The following is a 23,384-nucleotide window of genomic DNA, read 5'->3' as shown; positions in this document are numbered from 1 at the left end:
TCAGCCGCTCAGCCGCTCAGCCGCTCATCCGTTCAGGCGGCCACGGGGCTCACGCTGCGGGCCGTGTCCAGGATCACCCGCGAGACGAGCGCGGGATCGTCGTTCATCGGGACGTGGCCGCAGCCCGGGAGCCGGACCAGCCGGGCGCCGGGGAGGGTGTGCTTGGCGCGCACGCCCTGGCGGCGCAGCAGCAGCCGGTCGCGCGTTCCCCAGGCGATGGTGACCGGCAGGCCGGGCACGTCGTCGGTGAACCGTACGGAACCGCCCGCGGCCAGGGTCTCCTCGAAGCCGGTGGCATCGCGCAGGGCCAGAGTCTCGGCGACCACGGCCTCGGGCGAACGGCGGGCCGGGCGCGCGTAGATGGTGCCGGTGAGCGCGGCGCGGCCGACGGCGTTGCGCGAGAGCCGCCGTACCGCGGGGAGGGGCAGGGCCTTGGCGCCGGCGCGCATCGTGAGGAGGGTGGCGAAGGCGTAGCGGCGCTCGCCCTCCGTCCAGAACCCGGCGGGGGAGAGGGCGGTGACCGAGCGCACGAGCTTGCTCCGGCCCATCTCGAGAGCGAGCAGCCCGCCGAGGGAGTTGCCCGCGACGTGCGGGCGCTCGACGCCGAGGGCCGTGCAGAGCGCTCCGAGCGCGGGGGCCACGGTCCCCAGGCCGTACGGAACCCCTTGCGGCAACGGCTCCGAGGCGCCGAAGCCCGGCAGGTCGACGGCGATCACGTCGTGCTCGGCGGCCAGGATGTCGGTCACCGGCTGCCAGGCCTGGAGGTGATGGCCGATGCCGTGCAGCAGGAGGAGCGGTTCGCCGGAGCCCTTGCGCTCGTAGGCGACGGTGGTGGTGCGGGGGCCGAGCGGCGTGTCGATCGTGAAGGAGACCGTGGCGGTCATGCTGCTCCTCGTCGGTTGGACGCGTGCGAGACAGGCTGTCAGTAACGCCTACCGCCATGATTACCGCCCGGTAGCTCTTGACTACAAGCCTTCGGGGCACACGAGAACATCCCGTGAACGGCTTGATACGTATGCCCGATCTGCCCGGCAAAGGGATGAGCATTGGTCTTGACCAAGGGGGTGCACCGTCCTATCGTCGCAGGGATAGTGCAGGAACCTTTAATAAACAAAGGCGCGGAACTGCCGCTGGAACACACGGCGAGTGCAGCGACGGCAGGAGGAGTCAGGGTGGGGACCACGCAGCTCGAAACGGCGCCGGAGCCGAAGTACTGGCACCTGAAGACCGTCCTCAGCGAGGCGCTCGACCAGGACTTCGCCGTCGGTGAGGTCCTGCCCAACGAGCGTGAACTCGCCGCCCGTTTCGGCGTCGCCCGCGCGACCCTGCGCCAGGCGCTGGAGCAGCTGGAGCTCGAAGGCCGGCTGCAGCGCCGCCGCGGCGTCGGCACCACCGTCGCCCCGCCGCGCGTCGGCGTCGCCGTCGGCAGCGCTCAGCACGGCTGGCCCGGCGAGGGCGTCGACGGCTGGGAGCCGGTAGACGCCGCCGAGAGCCTGCCGTCGGCCGCGGTGCTCAAGCTCCTCGCCACCGGTGGGGATTTCGCCGCCGACCAGCCGGTGCACACGGTGCGACGGACCCGGGTCACGCACGGCCAGGCCGTCGCCGCCGAGCTGCTCTACGTTCCGGCCGCCTCGGTGCCCGGACTCCCCGCGATCGAGGCCCCGTCCGGACCCGCCCGCGCCCGTGCCGTCCTGCGCGAGCTGCAGCGGCTGGCCCTCGAAGGCCAGGACCGCTCGGTAGAGCTCGGCTCCGCGCGCGCCGACGACGCCAAGGAACTGGACCGCCTGCCCGGCGCCCCGGTCCTCCTGGTCACCACCCGCTACTTCACCGCCGCGGGCACGGCCGCCGTCTCGGTGGCCACCTACCGCGCCGACACCTGCCGCCTCACCTTCGGCGACTCGGGCAACGTCGAGATCAGCCACGAACCCCGCGTCGCCTCCTGACACCGCGGGCCGGGCCTTCACGGCCCGGCCGGCCCCGGGGACCGCGGGGACCGCGGGACGCGCTCAGCGGCGGGCCGTGACCGTCTTCTCCACCGCGAAGAGTTCCTCCTCGACGTGGTCCAGCGCAAGCCGCAGGGCGCCGGTGGCCACCGCGGCCTCGCCGAGCAGGGACAGGGCCACCCGCGGCGGGCGCAGGCAGTAGCGTTCCAGCTCCTGGCGCAGGGGCTCCAGTACGCCGTCCAGCCCGGCCGCCCAGCCGCCGACGACCACCAGCTCCGGATCCATCGCCAGGACCAGCGCCGCCACGTCGTGGACCAGCCGCTGCAGGAACCGCTCCACGGCCGCCACCGCGCGCTCGTCGCCCCGCTTGGCCATGGCGAAGACCTCGGCGACGGCGGGTTCGTCCAGCGGATGCAGCGGCTCACTGGTGGTCGAGAGCAGCCGCTCGGGCGTGACCTCGCGGCCCAGCAGGTGCAGGGCGCCGATCTCGCCGGCCGCGCCGCCGAAGCCCCGATGCAGCCGGCCGCCGATCAGCGAGCCTGCGCCGGGACTGAGCCCGGCCATCACGAACACCATGTCGCCGGTGTCCCGCGCGGCGCCCTTCCAGTGCTCGGCGACCGCCGCCGCATTGGCGTCGTTCTCCACCTGCACCGGGCAGCGGAACGAGCGGCGCAGCCGGTCCCCGAGCGGCAGCCCCGTCCAGCCGGGCAGCGCCGTCCCGAGGCGGACCGTGCCGTCCGCCTCCACGATCCCGGGGCTGCCGACCCCGACGGCCCGCAGGGAGTCCCGAGGCACACCGGCGCGCCGCAGCAGATCGGCGACGGCAGCCCGCACGCGCTCCAGCCGCTCGTCCGCGGACGCGTCCTCCGCGACGTCCTTGGTGCCGGCGCCGATGACGCGGCCGTCCAGCCCGGACAGCAGCACCGCGATCCGGTGCGATCCGATCTCGATGCCCAGCAGGTACCCTGCCTCGGCCCGGAACCGGAACCGCCTGGCCGGTCGGCCCTGGCGACGCGCGCCTTCCTCCGCTTCGGCCTCGACGACGAGCCCGGTCCCGATCAGCCCCTCCACGACACCTTCGACGGTCGGCCGGGAGAGTCCGGTCAGCCGCGTGAGGTCGGTGAGGGTCGGCGATCCGGCCGTGCGCAGCGCGCGCAGCACGACGGCGGAATTGATCCGCCGGAGCAGAGAGGGGTCCCCGCCGGTCAGCTGCCCCAACGTGTGTCCTCCCAGCTAGCGAGCTTGTCAGCCGGATCGTACTGCGCGCCCGGTGCCGCGGCGAGAAGCGGCCCCCCATCGGCCGGAATCAGCCTTTCCTCAGGCCGGCGAGACGAACCCCGACTCGTACGCCGTGATCACCGCCTGCGTGCGGTCCCGCGCCCCCAGCTTTGCCAGGATCGCGCTGACGTGGGACTTGACCGTCTCCGTGCCGATGATCAGGTCGGCCGCGATCTCCACGTTGGTGAGCCCCCGCGCCATGAGCCGCAGGACCGCCTCCTCCCGCTCGGTCAGTGCGGCCCGCTCCAGCGCCGCCCGCGCCTGCCGGTTCCCGTACTCCGCGGCCAGGGACCGCACGGCGGCGGGGAAGAGCAGCGTCTCGCCCTCCGCCACCAGCCGTACCGCGTGCACGATCTCCGAAGGCCGGGCCCGCTTCAGCAGGAACCCGTCCGCTCCGGCCCGCAGCGCCTGGTAGACGTACTCGTCGTTCTCGAAGGTGGTGACCACCAGGATCTTCGGCGGGGAGTCCACCGAGCGCAGGACCGCACGTGTCGCCTCGATTCCGTCGAGCAGCGGCATCCGCACGTCCATCGCCACCACGTCCGGCCTCAGTTGACGGACGAGCGGGACCACCGAGGCCCCGTCCGCGGCCTCACCCACCACCTCGATGTCGGGCTGGGAGTCCAGGACGGCACGCAGACCCGCGCGCACGAGGGGTTCGTCATCGACGAGCAGTACGGTAACCGGCATCCGGTCAGCGTATTCGCTCCAGCGGAAGCCGGGCGCGTACCCTCCAACTGCCCTCGTACGGCCCGGTCTCGGCCTCCCCGCCGAGCAGCGCGGCCCGCTCCCGCATCCCGCGCAGCCCGCTCCCGCTGCGCTGTGTCAGGACCGGCCCGTCCGGCAGCGGGTTCGACACCTCCAGGTCCAGCCGGTCCCCGGCCATCTCGATCCTCACCCGGACGGGCACCGGACCGCAGTGCCGCAGCACGTTCGTGAGCGCCTCCTGAAGGATCCGGTACCCCTCCCGGGTGACGGGACCCGGCAACTTGTCGAGCGGGCCGGTCAGTTGCGCATCCACCGCCGCCCCGGAGGCCCGGGCCGACTCCAGCAGCCGGTCCGCCTCCACGAGCGTCGGCCGCTGCGACGGCGGCTGCCCGGACTCCCGCAGGACCCCCAGCACCCGTTCCAGATCCTCCAGTGCGGCCCGGCCCGTCTCCTCGATCGCGCACAGCGCCCGGTCCGTGAACTCCGGGTCGCCGGCGGCCCGGGCGGCCCCCGCCTGCACCACCGCCACCGTCAGCGCGTGCCCGATGGAGTCGTGCAGCTCCCGGGCGATCCGGTTGCGCTCCAGAAGCTGTTCGGTCCGGGCCTCCAGCGCGGTGAGCCGCTCGGCCGCCGAAGGCCCCAGCAACCGATGGGCGATCGCGGTGATCAGCTCCCCGAGCAGGACCACTATGGCGATGAGCAGGATCAGCGGCACCGGCACGAGCAGCGCTGCGGCCCACCGCGGGGGTTCGAAGGGGACCATGAGGTCACCTCCCAGCGGATGCCCGAGAGCGATCGAGACCAGTTCGACCGACATGGCCGGGAGCCACACGGTCGGGACCCAGGCGCCCCCTGCGAGGACGAGCCGCACCTCCAGCCACAACAGGGTCCGCCACCGGTCGTTCCACCGCGCGGAGGGGACCGCACTGATGGCGCTCTCCGCGCGGCCCCAGTCGTGCGGGGTGAGCAGGAACCGCGCCTGCAGTCCCTCGACCAGCCGTACCCAGGGGACCAGACCGAGTGGTACCGCGATGAGCAGCGGGACCCACGGCGCCTCGGGTCCCACGAACATCCAGAGCGCCACCAGCAGGATGGGAACGCAGAGGTGCAACCAGCGTGAATAGGTCACTGGTTGGAGCGGGGCACGGAGCAGTCGGTACATGCCTTCATCGTGACAGGAGGTGGCGCGCGGACGTCTCCCCCACGTGGGGGAGACGGCACCCTCGCATGGGGGAGGAAGCGGGGTGGGGGCGGCGGCGAGTCTTGAGCCATGAACAGCATCGAGATCCGAGAACTCACCAAGGCATACGGCACCCACCGTGCAGTGGACGGCCTCACCTTCGATGTCCTGCCCGGACGGGTCACCAGTTTCCTCGGCCCCAACGGCGCCGGCAAGTCCACCACGATGCGCCTGCTTCTGGGCCTGGACCGGGCCACGTCGGGTACGGCCACGATCGGCGGGCGGCGGTTCACCGACTTCCCCGACCCGCTGCACCAGGTCGGCGCGCTGCTGGACGCGCAGGCGGCCCACGGCGGGCGCACCGCCCGGGACCACCTCCGTTTCCTTGCCGCGGCGGACCGGATTGCGATGCGCAGGGTGGACGAGGTCCTGGAGCAGGCCGGGATAGCCTCCGTAGCCCGGCGGCGGGTCAAGTCCTTCTCGCTCGGCATGCGCCAGCGCCTGGGCATAGCCGCGGCGCTGCTGGGCGACCCCGGGGTGCTGCTGCTGGACGAGCCGACCAACGGCCTCGACCCCGAGGGCATCATCTGGATCCGCGAGCTGATGCGCGGTCTGGCCGCCGAGGGACGCACGGTCCTGGTCTCCAGCCATCTGATGTCGGAGACCTCGGCGTTCGCCGACCACCTGGTCGTGCTCGGCAACGGCAGGCTGCTGGCCGACACCTCGATGGAGGAGTTCATCGACGCCCGCAGCACTCCGAGGGTGCGGCTGCGCACCTCCGACCCGGTACGGCTGCGGGCCGCGCTCGCCCGTGACGGCTACGAGCTGGTGACCGCGGACGACGGGCGATGGACCGTCGAGGGCATACGGGCCGATCAGATCGGCAGTCTGGCCGCTCGCGAGGGCGTGCCCGTGCTGGAACTCTCCGACGACCGGGCCTCGCTGGAGCAGGCCTACCTGGACCTCACCGCCGACCACGCCCAGTTCGCCGCGACCCGCTGACCTTCCCTTCCTCTTCCTCTTCGCCACTCAGGAGGCTCCGCCATGAGCGCCGCTCTGCCCACCATGCCCGTCCTGCACTCGGAATGGATCAAGCTACGGTCCCTCCGCGGCACCGTAGGGGCGTACACAGCCATCTTCGTCGCCACCGCCGGGATCCAGGTGCTCACCGCCGCGGGGATAGGCCAGGCCGAAGAGGGCAGCATGGGTGACGACCGCCTTCTCGCGGCCTACTACGGGATCAACTTCGGCCAGATCGCGGCCATAGCCTTCGGAGCGAACGCGCTGTCCGCCGAGTTCCACAACGGAGCGCTGCGCACCTCGCTGGCAGCGGAGCCGAACCGCACCCGCTTCTACCTCTCGAAGATGGCTGTGGTGGGCGCACTCGCCTTCGTGCTGGGGCAGATCACCGCCTTGGTCACGTTCGTGGCCGGCCAGGCGTTCATGGGGCCGTACGCCATGGAGCTGGGTGACCCCGGCACGGTCCGGTCCGTCTTCGGCTGCGGGATGTACCTGACGCTGATGACGCTGTTCGCGGCGGGGCTGACGGCCGTCCTGCGGAGCGCGGCGGCGGTGCTGAGCCTGCTCATACCCTTCGTGCTGCTGGTGTCCTTCGTCATCGGCGCGAGCGCCGAGGGTGTGGCTCAGCTCCTGCCGGACCGAGCCGGCCAGATGATGATGAGGATGGAGGCCGGCGGACTCGTCGGCCCCTGGACGGGACTCGGTGTGATGGCCCTGTGGGCGGCTGCCGCGGTCATCGGCGGGTGGGTTTCGGTGCACCGCCGGGACGCGTGACGCCGGGCCAGTTGTCAGTGGTGGCCGGGATACTGACGGTATGACCACGGCAGAGCACCTCGACACGATCGACAGGCTCAGGGCGAAGGATTTCCCGCCCGAGCCGGTCCGGACCGTCGAAAGCAGCAGCGGCCCGGGTTTTCATCTCATCCGGCTCGCTCGGACGCAGCACTTCTGGGATGACGACGGTTCGGGGCGGATCGAGGCGACCGACCAGATCAGTGCCGAGTACGGGGCGCTCACCCAGGCGGTGTCCGACCGGTGGGGGGAGCCGCAGGTGTTCAGCCTCGGGTCGCTGCTGGAGCGAGGGCTCGACGGGGAGGAGATACCGGAGCCGTGGGACGAGCTGAGCAACAGCACCGATCACGTCCACCTGTGGCGGGCCGAGGAGCGGTGGCTGGTGGCCTGCGTGGCCCAGGGGGACGCCGAAGACCCCTACCTGCTGATGGCAGGGGTCACCGTGATCGATCCGCCCTAGCCTCGGGCTTCGGGAGGCTCGGCGGCGGCGCGGAGGCGGGCGTACTCCTGGGCCATGGACTCGGCGGTCCAGTGGGCGTTGAGGCCGCTCGGGTTGGGGAGGGCCCAGACGCGGGTGGAGCCGATGGTCCGCTCCTGGGGGCCGATCTGCGCCTTCCGCTCGCCGAAGGCCGTGCGGTAGGCCGTCACTCCGACCACCGCCAGCCACTGGGGCCGCAGGAGTTCCACCTTGGCCGTCAGGATGCGGCCGCCCTCGCGGAACTCCTCGGCGCTCAGTTCGTCGGCGCGGGCCGTGGCGCGGGCGACGACGTTGGTGATGCCGAGACGGTAGGTCAGCAGCTCCTCCTGCTCCGCGGGAGCCAGTCGGCGCGGGGTGAAGCCCGAGAGGTGCAGGACGGGCCAGAACCGGTTGCCGGGGCGCGCGAAGTGGTGGCCCGTCGCGGCGGAGAGGAGGCCGGGGTTGATCCCGCAGAACAGCACACGCAGACCGCCCGCGACCACGTCCGGGAGGACGCGGTCACGGGCGGCGCTCAGCTCTTCGGGGGTCAGAGGATCGACCCCGGCGCGTACCCGGCGGCCTCCGGGTGCTGCTTGGCGATCGCCTCGATCCGGGAGACCACGGCGGCGACCTGGTCACCGGCCGCGCCGGTGAAGGACAGCTTGTCGGCCATGAGGGCATCGAGCTGGGGCCGGTCCAGCGGCATCCGCTCGTCGGCGGCCAGCTTGTCCAGCAGTTCGTTGCGCTCGGCGCCCTGCTCGCGCATGGCGAGCGCGGAGGCCACCGCGTGCTCCTTGATGACCTCGTGGGCGGCCTCGCGGCCGACGCCGGCCCGCACCGCGCCCATCAGGACCTTGGTGGTCGCGAGGAAGGGCAGGTAGCGGTCCAGCTCGCGGGCGACGACCGCCGGGAAGGCGCCGAACTCGTCGAGGACCGTCAGGAAGGTCTCCAGCAGGCCGTCGAAGGCGAAGAACGCGTCCGGCAGGGCCACCCGGCGGACCACTGAGCAGGAGACGTCACCCTCGTTCCACTGGTCGCCGGCCAGCTCGCCGGTCATCGAGGCGTAGCCGCGCAGGATGACCATCAGGCCGTTCACGCGCTCGCAGGAGCGGGTGTTCATCTTGTGCGGCATCGCCGAGGAGCCGACCTGGCCGGGCTTGAAGCCCTCGGTGACCAGCTCGTGGCCGGCCATCAGGCGGATCGTCTTGGCGATCGACGACGGGGCGGCGGCCAGCTGCACCAGTGCGGTGACCACGTCGTAGTCGAGCGAGCGCGGGTAGACCTGGCCGACCGAGGTGAAGGCCTGGGCGAAGCCGAGGTGGGCGGCGATCCGCTGCTCCAGGTCGGCGAGCTTCGCGGCGTCGCCGCCGAGCAGGTCGAGCATGTCCTGGGCGGTCCCCACCGGGCCCTTGATGCCGCGCAGCGGGTAGCGGCCGAGGAGGTTCTCCAGGCGGTCGTAGGCGACGAGCAGTTCGTCGGCCGCGGTGGCGAAGCGCTTGCCCAGGGTGGTGGCCTGCGCGGCCACGTTGTGGGAGCGGCCGGCCATGACCAGCTCGGCGTGCTCGCCGGCCAGCTTGCCGAGGCGGGCCAGGACGGCCACCGTGCGGTCGCGGGCCAGCTCCAGCGAGAGCCGGATCTGCAGCTGCTCGACGTTCTCGGTGAGGTCGCGCGAGGTCATGCCCTTGTGGACGTGCTCGTGACCGGCGAGGGCGTTGAACTCCTCGATGCGGGCCTTCACGTCGTGCCGGGTGACCTTCTCGCGCTCGGCGATGGAGGCGAGGTCGACGGTCTCCAGGACGCGCTCGTAGTCGGCGAGGGCCGCGTCCGGGACCTCGATACCGAGGTCCTTCTGGGCGCGCAGCACGGCGAGCCACAGCCGCCGCTCCAGCGTCACCTTGTACTCGGGGGACCACAGGACGGCGAGCTCCGCGGAGGCGTAGCGGCCGGCCAGGACATTGGGGATGCGGGGCTTGGCAGTCACGTGTAGGGATTCTACTTGGGCCACCGCTGTGCGTTTACGCAGGTAGGGCCCCCGCCCGTGATTGTGGCTTGCTACGAGAGCGGTGCGTCCCCGTACGGCAGCAGCTCCGGGCGCTTGGCCGGGCGGCCGTCCCCGGAGGAGCGGCCCGTCAGGCGGCGGCCGATCCAGGGGAGCAGGTGCTGCCGGGCGAAGCTCAGGTCCTGGGCCCGGCGCACCGTCCAGCCGGGGGCTACGGCGGCGGGCAGCTCCGTGCGCCAGTCCTGCTCGGCGGGCAGGCCCAGGGTCTGCCAGACGGCCTCGGCCACCCGGCGGTGGCCCTCCGCCGTCAGGTGCAGCCGGTCCACGTCCCACATCCGCGGGTCCCCGAGCGCGGTAGCCCCGTACAGGTCCACCACCAAGGCGTCGTGCCGGGCGGCGAGCTCCTCGATGATGACGAAGAGCTCCTCCATGCGGGGCCGGAAGCGTTCCATCACCGGACCGTTGCGCCCCGGGGAGCGCATGAGGACGAGGCGCTTGCAGGAGGGAGCGAGGACCTCCACGGCCGCCTCCAGGTGGCCGCGGACCCGGCCCATGTCCACCTTGGGGCGCAGAGCGTCGTTCAGCCCGCCCACCAGGGCCACCACGTCGGCGCCCATCGCCGCCGCCACCGGGGCCTGGTCCTCCGCGATCTGCCCGATCAGCTTCCCGCGGACCGCGAGGTTCGCGTAGCGGAAGCCCGGCTCGCGCGCGGCGAGGCGGGCGGCCAGCAGATCGGCCCAGCCCCGGTAGGAGCCGTCCGGGAGCAGGTCCGACATGCCCTCGGTGAAGGAGTCGCCGACCGCGACGAAACTGGTGTAAGAGGCATTCATCTCCATGGCGGAGTGATGTTACCGCGCGGTACCCCGGCCCCGCAGGGCCGGGGACCGCACCTCCGCGACGGATCAGGCGGACGCGGGCCTGCCGAACAGCTCCCGCAGTACGTCCTCCATGGTCACGAGGCCCGTCATGGCGCCCTCCGCCCCGAGCACCGCCGCCAGGTGCGTACGGCTGCGCCGCATCGCGGTCAGCACGTCGTCCAGCGGGGCCTCCGCCCGTACCTGGGCGATCGGCCGCAGCCCCGACACCGGGAAGGGCTCGTTCCGTGCTTCCCCGTCCGCGTCCAGGGCGTCCTTCACGTGCAGGTAGCCCAGGATCCGGTCCTCCGCGTCGACCACCGGGAAGCGGGAGTACCCGGACTCGGCCGACAGTCGCTCCAGACCGGTGGGAGTGATGCCCACGCGGGCCGAGACCACCCGGTCCGCCGGCAGCACCACGTCGGTCACCGGCCGCCGCCCCAGCTCCAGGGCGTCGTGCAGGCGCTCGCTCGCCCGGTCGTCCAGCAGACCCGCGTCACTGGAGTCCTTGACCATCCGCGCCAGCTCGTCGTCCGAGAAGCTCGCCGCGATCTCGCCCTTCACCTCCACCCGCAGCAGCCGCAGCAGGGCGTTGGCGAAGGCGTTGATCGCGAAGATCACCGGCCGCAGCGCCCGGGTGAGGGCCACCAGCGGCGGCCCCAGCAGGAGCGCGGTCCGCACCGGCTCGGACAGCGCCACGTTCTTCGGCACCATCTCGCCGAAGAGCATGTGCAGGTACGTCGCCAGCGACAGCGCCACCACGAACGAGATCGCGTGCGTCAGCCCGTGGGGTACCCCGACGAGCTCGAACAGGGGGGTCAGCAGATGAGCGATGGCCGGCTCGGCCACCACGCCCAGCACCAGGGTGCACAGCGTGATGCCCAGCTGCGCCGCCGCCATCAGCGCCGACACGTGCTCCAGACCCCACAGGACGGCGTGGGCCCGCCGGTCGCCCTGCTCGGCGTACGGCTCGATCTGGCTGCGCCGGACCGAGATCAGTGCGAACTCCGCACCGACGAAGAAGGCGTTGACGACCAGGGTCGCCAGGCCGATCAACAGTTGGATCGCGGTCATCGGGCCTGCTCCGTTCCGTCGGCGGGCTCGGCCGGGGCGTGCAGCAGCACCCGCGCGGCCCGGCGTCCGCCGGCGTCCACCACGTCGAGCTGCCAGCCGTCCAGTTCCAGCTGGTCGCCGACGGCCGGGATCCGGCCCAGCTCGGTCGCTATCAGGCCGGCCAGGGTCTCGTACGGACCGTCCGGCACGCGCAGGCCGATCCGCCGGAGCTGGTCGGTGCGCGCGGCGCCGTCGGCGGAGTAGAGGAGCCGGCCGGACCCGTCCCTACCGGCCGGGGCCAGGTCCGGGGTCTCGTGCGGGTCGTGCTCGTCGCGGACCTCGCCGACGACCTCCTCGACGATGTCCTCCAGCGTGGCCACGCCGGCCGTGCCGCCGTACTCGTCGATGACCACGGCCATCGTCTGCTTGCCGGACAGCCGGTCCAGCAGCCGGTCCACGGTCAGTGACTCCGGTACGAGGAGGGGCTCGCGCAGCAGCTGCGACACCGGACGGCGGCGCCGCTCCTCGGCAGGCAGTGCCAGCACGTCCTTGATGTGGACGGTGCCGACGACGGTGTCGAGGCTTCCCCGGTAGACCGGGAAGCGGGACAGGCCGGTGGCGAGCGTCGCGTTCGCCACGTCCTCGGCGGTGGTCTGCAGGTCGAGAGCGGTGACCTGGACGCGCGGGGTCATCACGTTCTCCGCGGTCAGGTCGGCCAGGTTCAGGGTCCGCACGAACAGCTCCGCGGTGTCCTTCTCCAGGGCACCCTCCTTCGCGGAGTGCCGCGCCAGGGCGACCAGCTCCTGCGGGGTGCGCGCGGAGGCCAGCTCCTCGGCCGGCTCCATGCCGAAGCGCCGCACCATGTGGTTCGCCGTGGTGTTGAGGTGGCTGATCAGCGGCTTGAAGGCCCGGCTGAAGATCCGCTGCACGGTCGCCACGCGCTTGGCGATCGCCAGTGGGGAGGAGATGGCCCAGTTCTTGGGCACCAGCTCGCCGACGACCATCAGCACCACGGTCGACACGACGGTGCCGAGGACCAGGGCGAGGGAGGAGGCGGCGCCGGCCGACAGCCCCATCGCCTCGAACGGGCCCTGGAGCAGGGTGGAGATAGACGGCTTGGAGATCATGCCGATGACCAGGCCGGTCACGGTGATGCCGAGCTGGGCGCCGGAGAGCTGGAACGTCAGGGTGCGGACGGCCGCCAGGGCACTGTCGGCCCCGCGCTCACCGCGCTCGACGGCCCGTTCGAGCTCGCTGCGCTCCACGGTGGTCAGTGAGAACTCGGCCGCGACGAAGACCCCGCAGGCGACGCAGAGCAGCAGTGCCACGACGAGCAGGAGCACCTCGGTCATCGGTCGATCACCTCCGTCCCATGATCGGCCAGGAGGAGGGGGACCGCGCGATGTCGCGGAGGGGCGTGTCGGGGACCGGGAGGCTCGCCCATGGGCGGACGCTCACACCTTTCACTCAAGAGGGACCTTGCCCACATGGTAAAGGACGGGCAAAGAGAATGGATCATTCTTTTGGCGGAGTCCGGGAGGCTGATGGGATCCGGACATGACCGACCTTCACATCGGCCCCGCTTCGGCCGCCGATCTCGGCGCAGTGCTGGACTTCTGGAAGGCCGCCGCCGAGGGAACGAGTATCAGCGACGACCTCGCCGGGGTCGAGCGCCTCCACGACCGCGACCCGCAGGCGTTGCTGCTCGCCCGGCGCGACGGCGAGCTCGTCGGCACGGTGATCGCGGGCTTCGACGGCTGGCGCTGTCACCTGTACCGGCTCGCCGTGCACCCCGGCCACCGGCGCCAGGGGATCGGGACCGCCCTGCTGGCCGCCGCCGAGGAGCGCTTCGTGGCGCTCGGCGGGCGGCGGGCGGACGCCATGGTGCTCGTCCGCAACGAGCGGGCCCACCTGGCCTGGGACGCCGCGGGCTACGGGCCCCAGGACCAGTGGACACGCTGGGTCAAGCCCCTCGGCGGGCCGACCCGATGACGCAGTAGGAGGTCGGCAGGGCCGGACCGCGCTCGGGCAGCCGCAGGCTGCGGTGCGAGACGATCCGGAAGCCGGCGGCCTCGATGGCGGCGAGCGGGTCGCGCGCGGTGTGGCAGCCGCCGAAGAGGCGGGGCCAGACGGTCCGGTCCAGGGTGCGCTGCACGGCGGCCATGGCGGGACCGGGCGCGCGGCCGTGCTCGAAGAAGCGCAGCTCGGCGCCGGGGCGGAGGACGCGGTGCAGCTCGGCGAGGGAGCGGGGCAGGTCCCGTACGGTGCACAGCACCAGCGAGGCGACGGCGGCGTCGAAGGCCTCGCTCTTGACCGGGAGGGCCTCGGCGGCGCCGGGTACGACGTCCACGGGGACCTCGCAGCGGAGGGCGGCGGAGGCCGCGAGCCGGCGGAGGGTGGCCTCCGGTTCGACGGCGACGACCTCGGAGACGGCGCGGGGGTAGTGCGGGAAGTTCAGGCCGTTGCCCGCGCCGATCTCGATGACGCGGCCGGAGACGCCGTGCAGCAGCTCGCGGCGGAGGGGGGCGATGCCGGCGCGGGTCTCGGCGGCGGTGCTGGCGCGGGCGTAGAAGCGGGCGAAGACGGGGTGGTGGACGGGGTCGTGGGGCGTGGTGTTGTGCGTGGTGCGGCGGCGCGGCATGACGGACCTCCCGGGCGGCGGACGTTGCCGTACCTCCAGCGTGCCCTGTGACCGGCTGCTCATCCCTGCCTTCGGCGGCTCGGGCTCCGCCCCGGGCCGCGGGCCCCGACGCCGGCGGGGCTCGAAGGTCGGGCTCCGCCCCGGACCCCGCGCCTCAAACGCCGGCGAGGCTGGATGTGCCGGCGGGGCCGGATCGGCTCAGGCGTACGCCGGAGGGGACCACGTGGTGAGGAAGGAGTCCGGCGACCAGGTGCCCCAGAGGGGTGGGGCCAGCCAGGTGGGGGCCGAGGTGCGGAAGCGGTCCGGGGGGAGGGTGCCCGAGCGCTCCGGGATCGCGCCCAGGAGGGGCACGTCCGAGGACTTCGGGAGGTCCGCCAGGTTGCAGCGGGCCGCCAGGTCCGGGTCCTGCGGCCAGCTGCCGACCACCACGCCCAGCGGGGTCAGGTTACGGGCCCGCAGGGCTTCCGCCGTGAGGGTGGTGGAGTTGAGGGTCCCGAGGCCAGCAGGAGCGACGATCACGGTCGGCGCGCCGAGCAGCCGGGCCGCGTCGGCCAGGGTGTTGCCCTCGTCGTCGAAGTGGACGAGCAGCCCGCCCGCGCCCTCCACCAGGACCAGGTCGTGCGCATCGGACAACTGACGCGCCGCCTCCGCGATCTCCGCCGGGGAGAGGGTCCGCAGCCCCGCGCGGCGGGCCGCCGTGTTCGGGGCCAAGGGCTCCGGATAGCGGGCCAGTTCCACCGCGGTGACCGCGGAGCCGGCGAGGCGGACCGCTTCCGCGGCGTCCCCCGGCTCCTGCGGACCCACACCCGTCTGCGCGGGCTTGAGCACGGCCACCGAGCGGCCGGCCGCGATCGCGGCGGCCGCGATCGCCGACGTGACGACGGTCTTGCCGATTTCGGTGCCCGTCCCGGACACCATCACTACGGACATCTCAGCCTTCCTGCGCGGCCGCGCACACCGCGCGGCAGATACGGGCCACGTCCGCCTCGCCGGTGACGAACGGCGGCATCACGTAGATCAGGTCCCGGAACGGGCGCAGCCACACGCCCTCGCGCACCGCCGCCCGGGTCGCGGCCGCCATGTCGATCTCGTGGTCCAGCTGCACCACGCCGATCGCGCCCAGGACGCGTACGTCCCGCACGCCGGGGATCGCGGCCGCGGCCGCCAGGCCTTCGCGCAGCCCGGCCTCGATCCGCTTGACGTCGGTCGCCCAGTCCTGCCCGAGGAGGAGCTCGATCGACGCGAGCGCCACCGCCGACGCGAGCGGGTTGCCCATGAAGGTCGGCCCGTGCGCGAGGACGGGCACCTCGCCCTGGGAGATCCCGTCGGCGACCCGTTCCGTGCACAGGGTCGCCGCGAGGGTGAGGTAGCCGCCGGTCAGCGACTTGCCCAGGCACATCACGTCGGGGGTGATCCCGGCGTGGTCGGCCGCGAAGAGCGCGCCCGTGCGGCCGAAGCCCGTCGCGATCTCGTCCAGGATGAGGAGGACGCCGTACTCGTCGCACAGCTCGCGCAGCACCCGGAGGTGGTCCGGGTTGTGGAAGCGCATGCCGCCCGCGCCCTGTACCACCGGCTCCACGATGACGGCGGCCAACTCGTCGGCGTGCGCGGCGATCAGGGAGCGCAGGTGCTCGGCGTACGCCGGGTCCAGGGGCGTGTCGAAACCGGCGGGCGGCGCGTCCGCGAAGACCTGCCGCGGCAGGTGACCCTGCCACAGCTCGTGCATGCCCCCGTCGGGGTCGCAGACGGCCATGGGCTGCCAGGTGTCCCCGTGGTAGCCGCCGCGCCAGGTCAGCAGCCGGGTCTTGCCCGTCCGCCCCACCGAACGCCAGTACTGCAGGCACATCTTGACCGCGACCTCGACGGACACCGAGCCCGAGTCGGAGAGGAACACGTGCTCCAGCCCCGGCGGGGTGATCTCGACGAGCTTCGCGGCGAGCCGGACGGCGGGCTCGTGGGTGAGCCCGCCGAACATCACGTGCGACATACGGCCCAGCTGCGCCGTCACGGCCTCGTTGAGCACCGGGTGGTTGTAGCCGTGGATGGCCGACCACCAGGAGGACATGCCGTCGACCAGCTCCTCGTGGCCCTCCCCCTGGGAGGGCTCGGCGAGCCGCAGTCGCACGCCCGAGGCGGAGGCGATGACCAGCGGCTCCTGCCGCCCGGGCATCGGGCCGTACGGGTGCCAGACGTGCTGCCGGTCCAGTGCGAGCAGTTCCGCGCCGGACGAAGGAGTGCCGGACGAAGGAGTGCCGGACGAAGCAGTGCCGGACGAAGGAGCGCCGGACGGACGAGTGCCGGACGGCGGTGCGTCGAGCTGATCAGGCATTGGGAGCGAGATCCGTCCCCGCGCCACGACGGCGTACGGCCACCAGCTCCGGGCGGACCTCGCCGGCCTCGGCCTGGGCCGGCGCGGGCGTCGCCTCCGCGTGCCCGTGACCGGAGCAGCCGCCGCACGTCGAGCCGCAGCCCGCCGCCGGGGCGTCGTCGCCCGTGGCCGCGCCCGAACCGCAGACCGAGGCGCCGCCGTTCGAGCCGCAGCCTCCGGTGGCGGCCGCGGCCGCCGCGTCGGAGCGGTGCGCGGGAAGGGTCGACGTGCCGGCGCCCTCGACCTCGAAACCGGCGTCCGCGATCATGTCGAGGTCGGCCTGACCTGCCTGGCCCTCACTGGTCAGGTAGTCACCCAGGAAGATCGAGTTGACCACGTGCAGGGCCAGGGGCTGCAGCGAGCGCAGGTGCACCTCGCGCCCGCCCGCGAGACGGACCTCGACGTCGGGGCAGACGAACCGCGCCATCGCCAGGATCCGCAGGCAGCGCTGCGGGGTGAGGTTCCACTCCTTGGCCAGCGGGGTGCCCTCGAAGGGGATCAGGAAGTTGACCGGCACCGAGTCGGCGTCCAGCTCGCGCAGCGAGAAGACGACGTCGACCAGGTCCTCGTCGGTCTCGCCCATGCCCGCGATCAGACCGGAGCACGCGGACAGGCCGGCGGCGTGCGCCTTTTGTACGGTGTCGACCCGGTCCGCGTAGGTGTGGGTCTTGGTGATCGCGCCGTACGTCGCCTCGGACGTGTTGAGGTTGTGGTTGTAGGCATCCGCGCCCGCGTCGCGCAGCCGCTCCGCCTGGCCGTCCGAGAGCAGACCGAGGCACGCGCAGACCTCGACGCCCTCGTTCTGCTCCTTGATCGCCTCGATGGTCTTGCCGACCCGGTCCACGTCGCGGTCCGTCGGTCCGCGGCCGCTCGCGACCAGGCAGACCCGCTTCGCGCCGCCCGCGACTCCGGCGGCGGCGGCCTGGGAGGCCTCTTCCGGCTTCAGCCACGTGTACTTGAGGATCTCGGCCTTCGAGCCCAGGCGCTGGGAGCAGTACGAGCAGTCCTCCGGACACAGGCCCGACTTCAGGTTGACCAGGTAGTTCAGCTTGACCCGACGCCCGAACCACTGGCGGCGCACCTTGCCGGCCGCGGCCACCACGTCGAGCAGTTCGTCGTCAGAAGTCGCCAGTACGGCGAGCGCCTCTTCGCGGGTCGGCAGCTCGCGCCGCAGCCCCTTGTCCACCAGGGTGTTCAGCAGGTCCATGCACCCGATCCTGGACCACAGCACCCATCCCGGCCAAGGAGAGATCGCACAACATGGCCGGATGGGTGTGTGTGTATCGCCACACCTGGCGCACGAGTCACGGCCGCTAGGGTCGGGCAGGTCTGTGGACTGCCGACAAAACACGAGGACATACCGATGCCCGAGAACACCCCCGACCCCGAGGATGTCTTCGCCTGGATCGATGCCGCGGAGAGCGCACGGGAGCGGGCGGGGCTGGTCCGCACGCTCCGCCCGCGGCCGGCGCTCTCGCCGCTCCTGGACCTCGCGAGCAACGACTACCTCGGCCTGTCCCGGCACCCCGGGACGATCCGCGGGGCACGGGAGGCGGCCGAGCGCTGGGGCGCCGGAGCCACCGGTTCCCGTCTGGTGACGGGCACGACCGAGCTGCACGCGGAGCTGGAGCGGGAGCTCGCCGCCTTCTGCGGCTTCGAGGCCGCACTGGTCCTCTCCTCCGGATACGCGGCCAACCTCGCCGCGGTCACCGCGCTCGGCGGCCGGGGGACGCTGGTCGTCTCCGACGCGGGGAACCACGCCTCGATCGTCGACGGCTGCCGGCTCTCGCGCGCCGAGACCGCGGTGATCCCGCACTCCGACCCGGACGCCGCGCGCAAGACGCTCGCCGCGCACGACGGCCCCGCGCTGCTGGTGAGCGACTCGGTGTTCTCCGTGGACGGGGACGCCGCCCCGCTCGCCGGGTACGCCGCCGCCTGCCGCGACGAGGGCGCGGCGCTGATCGTGGACGACGCGCACGGGCTGGGCGTGCTCGGCGAGGGCGGCCGCGGTGCGCTGCACGCCGCCGGGCTCGCGGGCGCCCCCTACGTGGTCGCGACGCTGACCCTCTCGAAGTCCCTGGGCAGCCAGGGCGGGGCCGTGCTCGGCCCGGCCAAGGTGATCAGACACCTGGTCAACACGGCGCGCACCTTCATCTTCGACACCGGACTGGCCCCGGCCGCCGCGGGCGCCGCCCTGGCGAGCCTGCGCCTGCTCCAGCGGGAACCGGAGCGGGCGGGCCGCGCCCGCGAGGTGGCCGACCGGCTGTACGGGCGGCTCACCGCGTCCGGCCTGACCGCGGCCCGGCCGGACGCGGCCGTGGTGTCGGTACGGGCCCCGTCGGCGTCGGCGGCGCTGCGCTGGGCCGCCGACTGCCGCGAGGCGGGTCTGTCCGTGGGGTGCTTCCGCCCGCCGTCGGTGCCGGACGGCATCTCCCGGCTGCGGCTGACCGCCCGGGCCGATCTCACGGGGGAGGAGATCAACCGGGCGGTTGCGACGATCCTCGGGACCGCGCCCGCCGGAGCCACGGACCGCTAGGCGGAGCTACGCGTGCGCGTCCGCCCGTACGGAGGCGAGGAAGCCGTCCCAGGCCGGCCCGGTGAAGAGCACGGCCGGGCCGTCCGCCCGCTTGGAGTCGCGGACGGCCAGCAGGCCGCCGCCGAGGGCGGCGGCTTCCACGCAATTGTTCATTCCGGTGCTGCGGCTGCTCCGCCGCCACCGCGCGCTGATCAGAAGTCCGCTGGAGGATAAGGGGGTTGCGGACACGGGGGTGCCTCCTTACGCGTCGTCAGCAAGGCTGCTGATGAGATCCGACGAGTCCTGGGGCGGGAGGGCGTGTTCCTGAATGGTGCGGAACGCGGCGCTGTAGGCCTCTAGGTCTTCCTTCCGCTCCAGATAGAGGCTACTCGTCAAATGGTCGAGTACCACCACATCCAGATCAGCGATGTCCGGAAATGAAAAAATGACGAACGGTCCTGTCAGGCCGAGATGGCCGCCGACGCTGAACGGCAGCACTTGCAAGCACACTTGGGGCAGCCGGGCCACCTCCACCAGGTGCCGCAACTGCTCGGCCATCACCCCGGGGCCGCCGATCTGCCGGCGCAGCACCGCCTCGTCCAGCACCGCGCTCAGCTCCAGCGGCGGATCGGCCCGCAGCACCGACTGCCGGGCCAGCCGTACGTCGACCAGCGCGTCCACCTTCGGCTCCGGCAGCCCGCCCAGCGCGGCCCGGGTCACGGCCCGCGCGTACCCGGAGGTCTGCAGCAGCCCCGGCACCACGGACAGCTCCACGGTGCGGGCCGACCGGGCGCCCGCCTCCAGGCTGATGAAGTCCCGGTACTCCTGCGGAAGCAGCCCCCGGTAGTCGTGCCACCACTGGCGGCCCCGCCCGGTGTCACCGGCCGGACCGGGACCGGCGGCCGAGGCCGACAGAGCCTCCAGCAGGGCGCGTTGCTGCGGGCTCACGACCTCCCCGTAGACGTCGAGGAGCAGCCGGATGTCCTCCGGCTTCACGCCGCTGCGGCCTGTCTCGATGCGGCTGATTTTCGACTGGTGCCATCCCATGATCCGGGCGGCCTCACCACTGGTGAGACCGGACCGGTCACGCAGGGCACGCAGTTCCTCGCCGAGCTTGCGCCGACGCACCGCGGGACCGTGCTGCACACCCGCCTCCCTTCCACCGGCACAGCTCGCACCAGTCTGCCGTCCAAATACGCTCTTCCGTAGCAGAGTTCACCGCATCGAGCGACAGATATATGCATATCTTGGGGGAACGGCAGGTGCGGCGCCACGATGGGTGGCACTCTGGCGTCCAGCACAGATCCGGGGCGGTTCCGTCCCGGTGGGAAAGGGACCGTCGCCATGGCAGACCACCAGGAAGCATCCGTCACTCTGCCGAGCGATCCCGCCTCGGTCGCCGCCGCCCGCCGCTACGTGGCGGACGTGCTGAGCGAATGGGGACTCCCCGAAGACGCCGAGACCGCGGACAGCGTCCGGCTGATCGTCTCGGAGCTCGCCACCAACGCGGTACAGCACACTTTCGGCCAGTCGCCCACCTTCACGGTCGACATCCGGCTGGAGCGCCAGGAGTGGCTGCGCGTCGGGGTCACCGACAGCCACCCGCGCTGGCCCAAGCGGCTCCCGGCCGCCGTCCAGCAGGACAACGGCCGGGGGATGGTCATCATCCGCTGGCTCGCCGCGGAGGCGGGCGGCCGGCTCTCGGTCACTCCGACCGCGGAGGGCGGCAAGACGGTGTGGATCGCGCTGCCCTGGGCCGTCGGAGCACCGACGGCGGCGCGGAGCGTGACCGGCTGCTGACGGGCTCAGGCGGTGCCGCGTTCCACCGCGCTGCGCTCGATGCACAGCTCGTTGCCCTCGGGGTCGGCGAGCACCACCCATCCCATGACCCCGTCCTCGTCGCGGCGGTCGTCCACGAGCTTCGCGCCGAGCCCGATCAGCCGCTCGACGGTCTCGTCGCGGGTGCCGGTCGGCGGCTGGATGTCCAAGTGGACCCGGTTCTTCACGGACTTGGCGTCCGGCACCCGGATGAAGAGCAGTCCGGGCACACCCGGCTGTGCCGGCTCCAGCAGGATCTCGTCGTCCCCCTCCACGTCGTCGGGGTGGATCGGGAAGCCGGTCACCGCCGACCAGAACTCGGCGACCCGGTAGGGGTCGAGGGCGTCGAAGGTGATGTGCCGGACGGGGTTGACGAACATGTGTCTCCTCGATGGGGTCCCGTATGCGACTCCGGAGGGGAATCCGTATACGGAACCGGGATCTCGGGGCAACGGAGTTGAACCGTGTGCCTGCCCGAAACGTGGGTTAACGCAGCGGAAAAGCGGGGCCCTTAGCGTGGCGGCCACGTTCGACCGCCAATGATCACTCATCATCCGGTAAAGCGACGGTGGTCGGGACGGAAAGCCTTCCTCTGCGTGGGGCAAGACACGCTTGGCTCGGATATGTGCAGGTCAACAAAGTGTTGACGGCCGCTAGGGTCGCCCCGGCACGCTGTTGATCTTGTCCCGGAAACTTGGTGATGACGAGTGCATCTGACACCGCACGAGCAGGAGAGACTGCTCATCCACGTGGCCGCGGACGTGGCCGAGAAGCGAAGGGCGCGCGGGGTACGCCTCAACCACCCCGAGGCGATCGCCCTGATCACGTCGCACATCCTCGAAGGGGCGCGCGACGGCCGGACCGTGGCCGAGCTGATGGCCTCCGGCCGCACCGTCCTGCGCCGCGAGGAAGTCATGGAGGGGATCCCCGAGATGATCCACGACGTCCAGGTCGAGGCGACCTTCCCGGACGGCACCAAGCTCGTCACCGTCCACGACCCCGTCGTCTGAAGAGGAGTACCCGCATGATCCCCGGCGAGATCGCCTACGGGGACGGCCCGGTGCGCCTCAATGAGGGCCGCCCCGTCACCCGCCTCACCGTGCTCAACGGCGCCGACCGCCCGGTCCAGGTCGGCTCCCACTACCACTTCGCCGAGGCCAATCCCGGCCTCGACTTCGACCGCGCCGCCGCCCACGGGCTCCGGCTCAACATCGCCGCCGGCACGGCCGTCCGCTTCGAGCCCGGCATCCCGGTCGCGGTGGAACTCGTCCCGCTGGCGGGCCTGCGCACCGTACCGGGACTGCGCGGCGAGACCGGAGGGCCGCTCGATGGCTGAGATCTCCCGTCAGGTGTACGGCGACCTCTTCGGGCCGACGGCCGGCGACCGGATCCGGCTAGCCGACACCGACCTCTTCGTCGAGATCGAGCAGGACCTCAGCGGCGGACCCGGCCGCGCCGGGGACGAGGCCGTCTTCGGCGGCGGCAAGGTGATCCGCGAGTCCATGGGGCAGGCCCGCACCACCCGGGCGGAGGGCGCCCCCGACACCGTGATCACCGGGGTCGTCGTCCTCGACCACTGGGGCGTCGTCAAGGCCGACCTCGGCATCCGGGACGGCCGGATCTGCGGCATCGGCAAGGCCGGCAACCCCGACACCATGGACGGGGTCGATCCCGCCCTCGTCATCGGCCCCGAGACCGAGATCATCGCGGGCAACGGGAAGATCGTCACCGCCGGCGCCATCGACGCCCACGTGCACTTCATCTCCCCGACGGTCATCGAGGAGGCGCTGGCCTCCGGGACCACCACCCTGGTCGGCGGGGGCACCGGGCCGGCCGAAGGAACCAAGGCCACCACCGTCACACCGGGTCCCTGGCACCTGGCCCGGATGTTCGCGGCGCTGGAGGCCTATCCCGTCAACATCGGCCTCCTCGGCAAGGGCAACACCATGTCGCGCGAGGCCATGCACGCGCAACTGCGCGGCGGCGCGCTCGGATTCAAGCTCCACGAGGACTGGGGATCGACCCCGGCCGTCATCGACGCCTGCCTGAGCGTCTGCGAGGAGACCGGCGCCCAGGTCGCCATCCACACCGACACCCTCAACGAGGCCGGATTCGTCGGCGACACGCTCGCGGCCATCGCCGGCCGGACCATCCACTCGTACCACACCGAGGGCGCGGGCGGCGGGCACGCACCCGACATCATCACCGTGGTCTCCGAGCCCAACATCCTGCCGAGCTCCACCAACCCCACCCGGCCGCACACCGTCAACACCGTCGAGGAACACCTCGACATGCTGATGGTCTGCCACCACCTCAACCCGGCCGTCCCCGAGGACCTCGCCTTCGCCGAATCCCGCATCCGGCCCTCGACCATCGCCGCCGAGGACGTCCTGCACGACCTCGGGGCCATCTCCATCATCTCGTCCGACTCCCAGGCCATGGGCCGGGTCGGTGAGGTCGTGCTGCGCACCTGGCAGACAGCCCATGTGATGAAGAAGCGGCGCGGCTTCCTCCCCGGCGACGGGCCCGCCGACAACCACCGGGCCCGCCGCTACGTCGCGAAGTACACGATCAACCCCGCCGTGGCCCAGGGGCTCGCCCGCGAGATCGGCTCGGTCGAGACCGGCAAACTCGCCGACCTGGTGCTGTGGAACCCCGCCTTCTTCGGGGTCAAGCCCGAGCTCGTCATCAAAGGCGGCCAGATCGCCTGCGCGCAGATGGGCGACGCCAACGCCTCCATCCCCACCCCGCAGCCCGT

At 72.4% G+C, this 23,384-nt stretch carries 26 protein-coding genes; 10 read left to right on the top strand and 16 right to left on the bottom strand.

The window, feature by feature from the left end; translation table 11 throughout:
- Positions 1-32 precede the first annotated feature (32 nt).
- Positions 33-884 (bottom strand): alpha/beta fold hydrolase, encoded by an 852-nt coding sequence (locus PV721_RS10340; protein WP_319722591.1) that lies wholly within the window; start codon positions 882-884, stop codon positions 33-35.
- A gap of 288 nt (positions 885-1,172) precedes the next feature.
- On the opposite strand from PV721_RS10340, the gene PV721_RS10335 reads away from it, so the two are divergent.
- A complete protein-coding gene (locus PV721_RS10335) occupies positions 1,173-1,943 on the top strand; it encodes a GntR family transcriptional regulator (RefSeq protein ID WP_319722589.1) in 771 nt (256 codons plus the stop codon).
- 63 nt (positions 1,944-2,006) lie between these two features.
- Here PV721_RS10335 and PV721_RS10330 read toward each other — a convergent pair whose 3' ends face one another.
- The 3 genes from PV721_RS10330 to PV721_RS10320 all read right to left on the bottom strand — a co-directional run bounded on the left by PV721_RS10330 (position 2,007) and on the right by PV721_RS10320 (position 5,091).
- Entirely contained in the window at positions 2,007-3,161 is a 1,155-nt protein-coding gene (locus tag PV721_RS10330) for an ROK family transcriptional regulator (protein WP_319722587.1), read from the bottom strand.
- A gap of 99 nt (positions 3,162-3,260) precedes the next feature.
- Positions 3,261-3,911, bottom strand: coding sequence for a response regulator transcription factor (locus PV721_RS10325; protein WP_319722585.1), 651 nt, complete (start codon positions 3,909-3,911; stop codon positions 3,261-3,263).
- A gap of 4 nt (positions 3,912-3,915) precedes the next feature.
- On the bottom strand, positions 3,916-5,091 hold the full coding sequence (locus PV721_RS10320; protein ID WP_319722583.1) for a sensor histidine kinase: 1,176 nt from the start codon (positions 5,089-5,091) through the stop codon (positions 3,916-3,918).
- Between the two features lie 108 nt (positions 5,092-5,199).
- Here PV721_RS10320 and PV721_RS10315 point away from each other — a divergent pair, with 108 nt between their 5' ends.
- The 3 genes from PV721_RS10315 to PV721_RS10305 are packed head-to-tail and all read left to right on the top strand — an operon-like array spanning position 5,200 to position 7,381.
- Positions 5,200-6,111, top strand: coding sequence for an ABC transporter ATP-binding protein (locus PV721_RS10315; RefSeq protein ID WP_319722581.1), 912 nt, complete (start codon positions 5,200-5,202; stop codon positions 6,109-6,111).
- A 42-nt stretch (positions 6,112-6,153) separates the two neighbouring features.
- Positions 6,154-6,903 carry an ABC transporter permease subunit gene (locus tag PV721_RS10310; protein WP_319722579.1) on the top strand — a complete coding sequence of 250 codons (750 nt, stop codon included), beginning with the start codon at positions 6,154-6,156 and terminating at the stop codon, positions 6,901-6,903.
- Between the two features lie 40 nt (positions 6,904-6,943).
- Entirely contained in the window at positions 6,944-7,381 is a 438-nt protein-coding gene (locus tag PV721_RS10305; RefSeq protein WP_319722578.1) for a hypothetical protein, read from the top strand.
- Here PV721_RS10305 and mug read toward each other — a convergent pair.
- The 5 genes from mug to PV721_RS10280 all read right to left on the bottom strand — a co-directional run bounded on the left by mug (position 7,378) and on the right by PV721_RS10280 (position 12,636).
- Positions 7,378-7,929, bottom strand: coding sequence for a G/U mismatch-specific DNA glycosylase (mug, locus tag PV721_RS10300; RefSeq protein WP_319722613.1), 552 nt, complete (start codon positions 7,927-7,929; stop codon positions 7,378-7,380). The two genes, PV721_RS10305 and mug, sit on opposite strands and share 4 nt — an antisense overlap.
- A complete protein-coding gene (purB, locus tag PV721_RS10295) occupies positions 7,926-9,359 on the bottom strand; it encodes an adenylosuccinate lyase (protein WP_319722576.1) in 1,434 nt (477 codons plus the stop codon). The genes mug and purB overlap by 4 nt, the downstream gene beginning before the upstream one ends.
- 71 nt (positions 9,360-9,430) lie before the next feature.
- Positions 9,431-10,213, bottom strand: a complete 783-nt coding sequence (locus tag PV721_RS10290; protein WP_319722573.1) for an SGNH/GDSL hydrolase family protein — start codon at positions 10,211-10,213, stop codon at positions 9,431-9,433.
- Positions 10,214-10,279: 66 nt separating this feature from the next.
- On the bottom strand, positions 10,280-11,305 hold the full coding sequence (locus tag PV721_RS10285) for a hemolysin family protein (protein ID WP_319722571.1): 1,026 nt from the start codon (positions 11,303-11,305) through the stop codon (positions 10,280-10,282).
- Positions 11,302-12,636 (bottom strand): hemolysin family protein, encoded by a 1,335-nt coding sequence (locus tag PV721_RS10280; protein WP_319722570.1) that lies wholly within the window; start codon positions 12,634-12,636, stop codon positions 11,302-11,304. The genes PV721_RS10285 and PV721_RS10280 overlap by 4 nt, the downstream gene beginning before the upstream one ends.
- 205 nt (positions 12,637-12,841) lie before the next feature.
- Here PV721_RS10280 and PV721_RS10275 point away from each other — a divergent pair, with 205 nt between their 5' ends.
- Positions 12,842-13,276, top strand: a complete 435-nt coding sequence (locus PV721_RS10275) for a GNAT family N-acetyltransferase (protein ID WP_319722569.1) — start codon at positions 12,842-12,844, stop codon at positions 13,274-13,276.
- Here the strand turns inward: PV721_RS10275 and PV721_RS10270 are convergent.
- The 4 genes from PV721_RS10270 to bioB all read right to left on the bottom strand — a co-directional run bounded on the left by PV721_RS10270 (position 13,248) and on the right by bioB (position 17,500).
- Positions 13,248-13,925 (bottom strand): class I SAM-dependent methyltransferase, encoded by a 678-nt coding sequence (locus tag PV721_RS10270; RefSeq protein ID WP_319722567.1) that lies wholly within the window; start codon positions 13,923-13,925, stop codon positions 13,248-13,250. The genes PV721_RS10275 and PV721_RS10270 overlap by 29 nt on opposite strands.
- 198 nt (positions 13,926-14,123) lie before the next feature.
- Positions 14,124-14,855, bottom strand: a complete 732-nt coding sequence (bioD, locus tag PV721_RS10265; RefSeq protein ID WP_319722565.1) for a dethiobiotin synthase — start codon at positions 14,853-14,855, stop codon at positions 14,124-14,126.
- A 1-nt stretch (position 14,856) separates the two neighbouring features.
- Positions 14,857-16,095: an adenosylmethionine--8-amino-7-oxononanoate transaminase gene (locus tag PV721_RS10260; protein WP_319722612.1), complete on the bottom strand. Its 1,239-nt coding sequence runs from the start codon at positions 16,093-16,095 to the stop codon at positions 14,857-14,859.
- A 151-nt stretch (positions 16,096-16,246) separates the two neighbouring features.
- Positions 16,247-17,500, bottom strand: a complete 1,254-nt coding sequence (gene bioB, locus PV721_RS10255) for a biotin synthase BioB (RefSeq protein WP_319722564.1) — start codon at positions 17,498-17,500, stop codon at positions 16,247-16,249.
- A gap of 156 nt (positions 17,501-17,656) precedes the next feature.
- Here bioB and PV721_RS10250 point away from each other — a divergent pair, with 156 nt between their 5' ends.
- Entirely contained in the window at positions 17,657-18,829 is a 1,173-nt protein-coding gene (locus PV721_RS10250; RefSeq protein WP_319722563.1) for an 8-amino-7-oxononanoate synthase, read from the top strand.
- A 6-nt stretch (positions 18,830-18,835) separates the two neighbouring features.
- On the opposite strand, the gene PV721_RS10245 is transcribed toward PV721_RS10250, so the two are convergent.
- A complete protein-coding gene (locus PV721_RS10245; protein WP_319722562.1) occupies positions 18,836-19,057 on the bottom strand; it encodes a DUF397 domain-containing protein in 222 nt (73 codons plus the stop codon).
- A gap of 12 nt (positions 19,058-19,069) precedes the next feature.
- Positions 19,070-19,954, bottom strand: coding sequence for a helix-turn-helix domain-containing protein (locus tag PV721_RS10240; protein ID WP_319722561.1), 885 nt, complete (start codon positions 19,952-19,954; stop codon positions 19,070-19,072).
- Between the two features lie 198 nt (positions 19,955-20,152).
- On the opposite strand from PV721_RS10240, the gene PV721_RS10235 reads away from it, so the two are divergent.
- On the top strand, positions 20,153-20,608 hold the full coding sequence (locus PV721_RS10235) for an ATP-binding protein (RefSeq protein ID WP_319722560.1): 456 nt from the start codon (positions 20,153-20,155) through the stop codon (positions 20,606-20,608).
- Between the two features lie 5 nt (positions 20,609-20,613).
- On the opposite strand, the gene PV721_RS10230 is transcribed toward PV721_RS10235, so the two are convergent.
- Complete coding sequence (locus tag PV721_RS10230) at positions 20,614-21,006, bottom strand: VOC family protein (RefSeq protein ID WP_319722559.1); 393 nt, start codon at positions 21,004-21,006, stop codon at positions 20,614-20,616.
- 327 nt (positions 21,007-21,333) lie between these two features.
- On the opposite strand from PV721_RS10230, the gene PV721_RS10225 reads away from it, so the two are divergent.
- The 3 genes from PV721_RS10225 to PV721_RS10215 form a co-directional block, all read left to right on the top strand.
- Entirely contained in the window at positions 21,334-21,636 is a 303-nt protein-coding gene (locus PV721_RS10225; RefSeq protein WP_319722558.1) for an urease subunit gamma, read from the top strand.
- 14 nt (positions 21,637-21,650) lie between these two features.
- Entirely contained in the window at positions 21,651-21,962 is a 312-nt protein-coding gene (locus tag PV721_RS10220; RefSeq protein ID WP_319722557.1) for an urease subunit beta, read from the top strand.
- The coding region (locus PV721_RS10215) for an urease subunit alpha (protein ID WP_319722556.1) at positions 21,955-23,384 on the top strand (1,430 nt) is incomplete at its 3' end. The genes PV721_RS10220 and PV721_RS10215, both read left to right, overlap by 8 nt.

It is taken from the genome of Streptomyces sp. MB09-01 (genome assembly GCF_033794505.1).
Lineage (GTDB): Bacteria > Actinomycetota > Actinomycetes > Streptomycetales > Streptomycetaceae > Streptomyces.
Note: the sequence above shows the minus strand (reverse complement) of the source record. Positions and strands in the feature narration are given on the sequence as shown.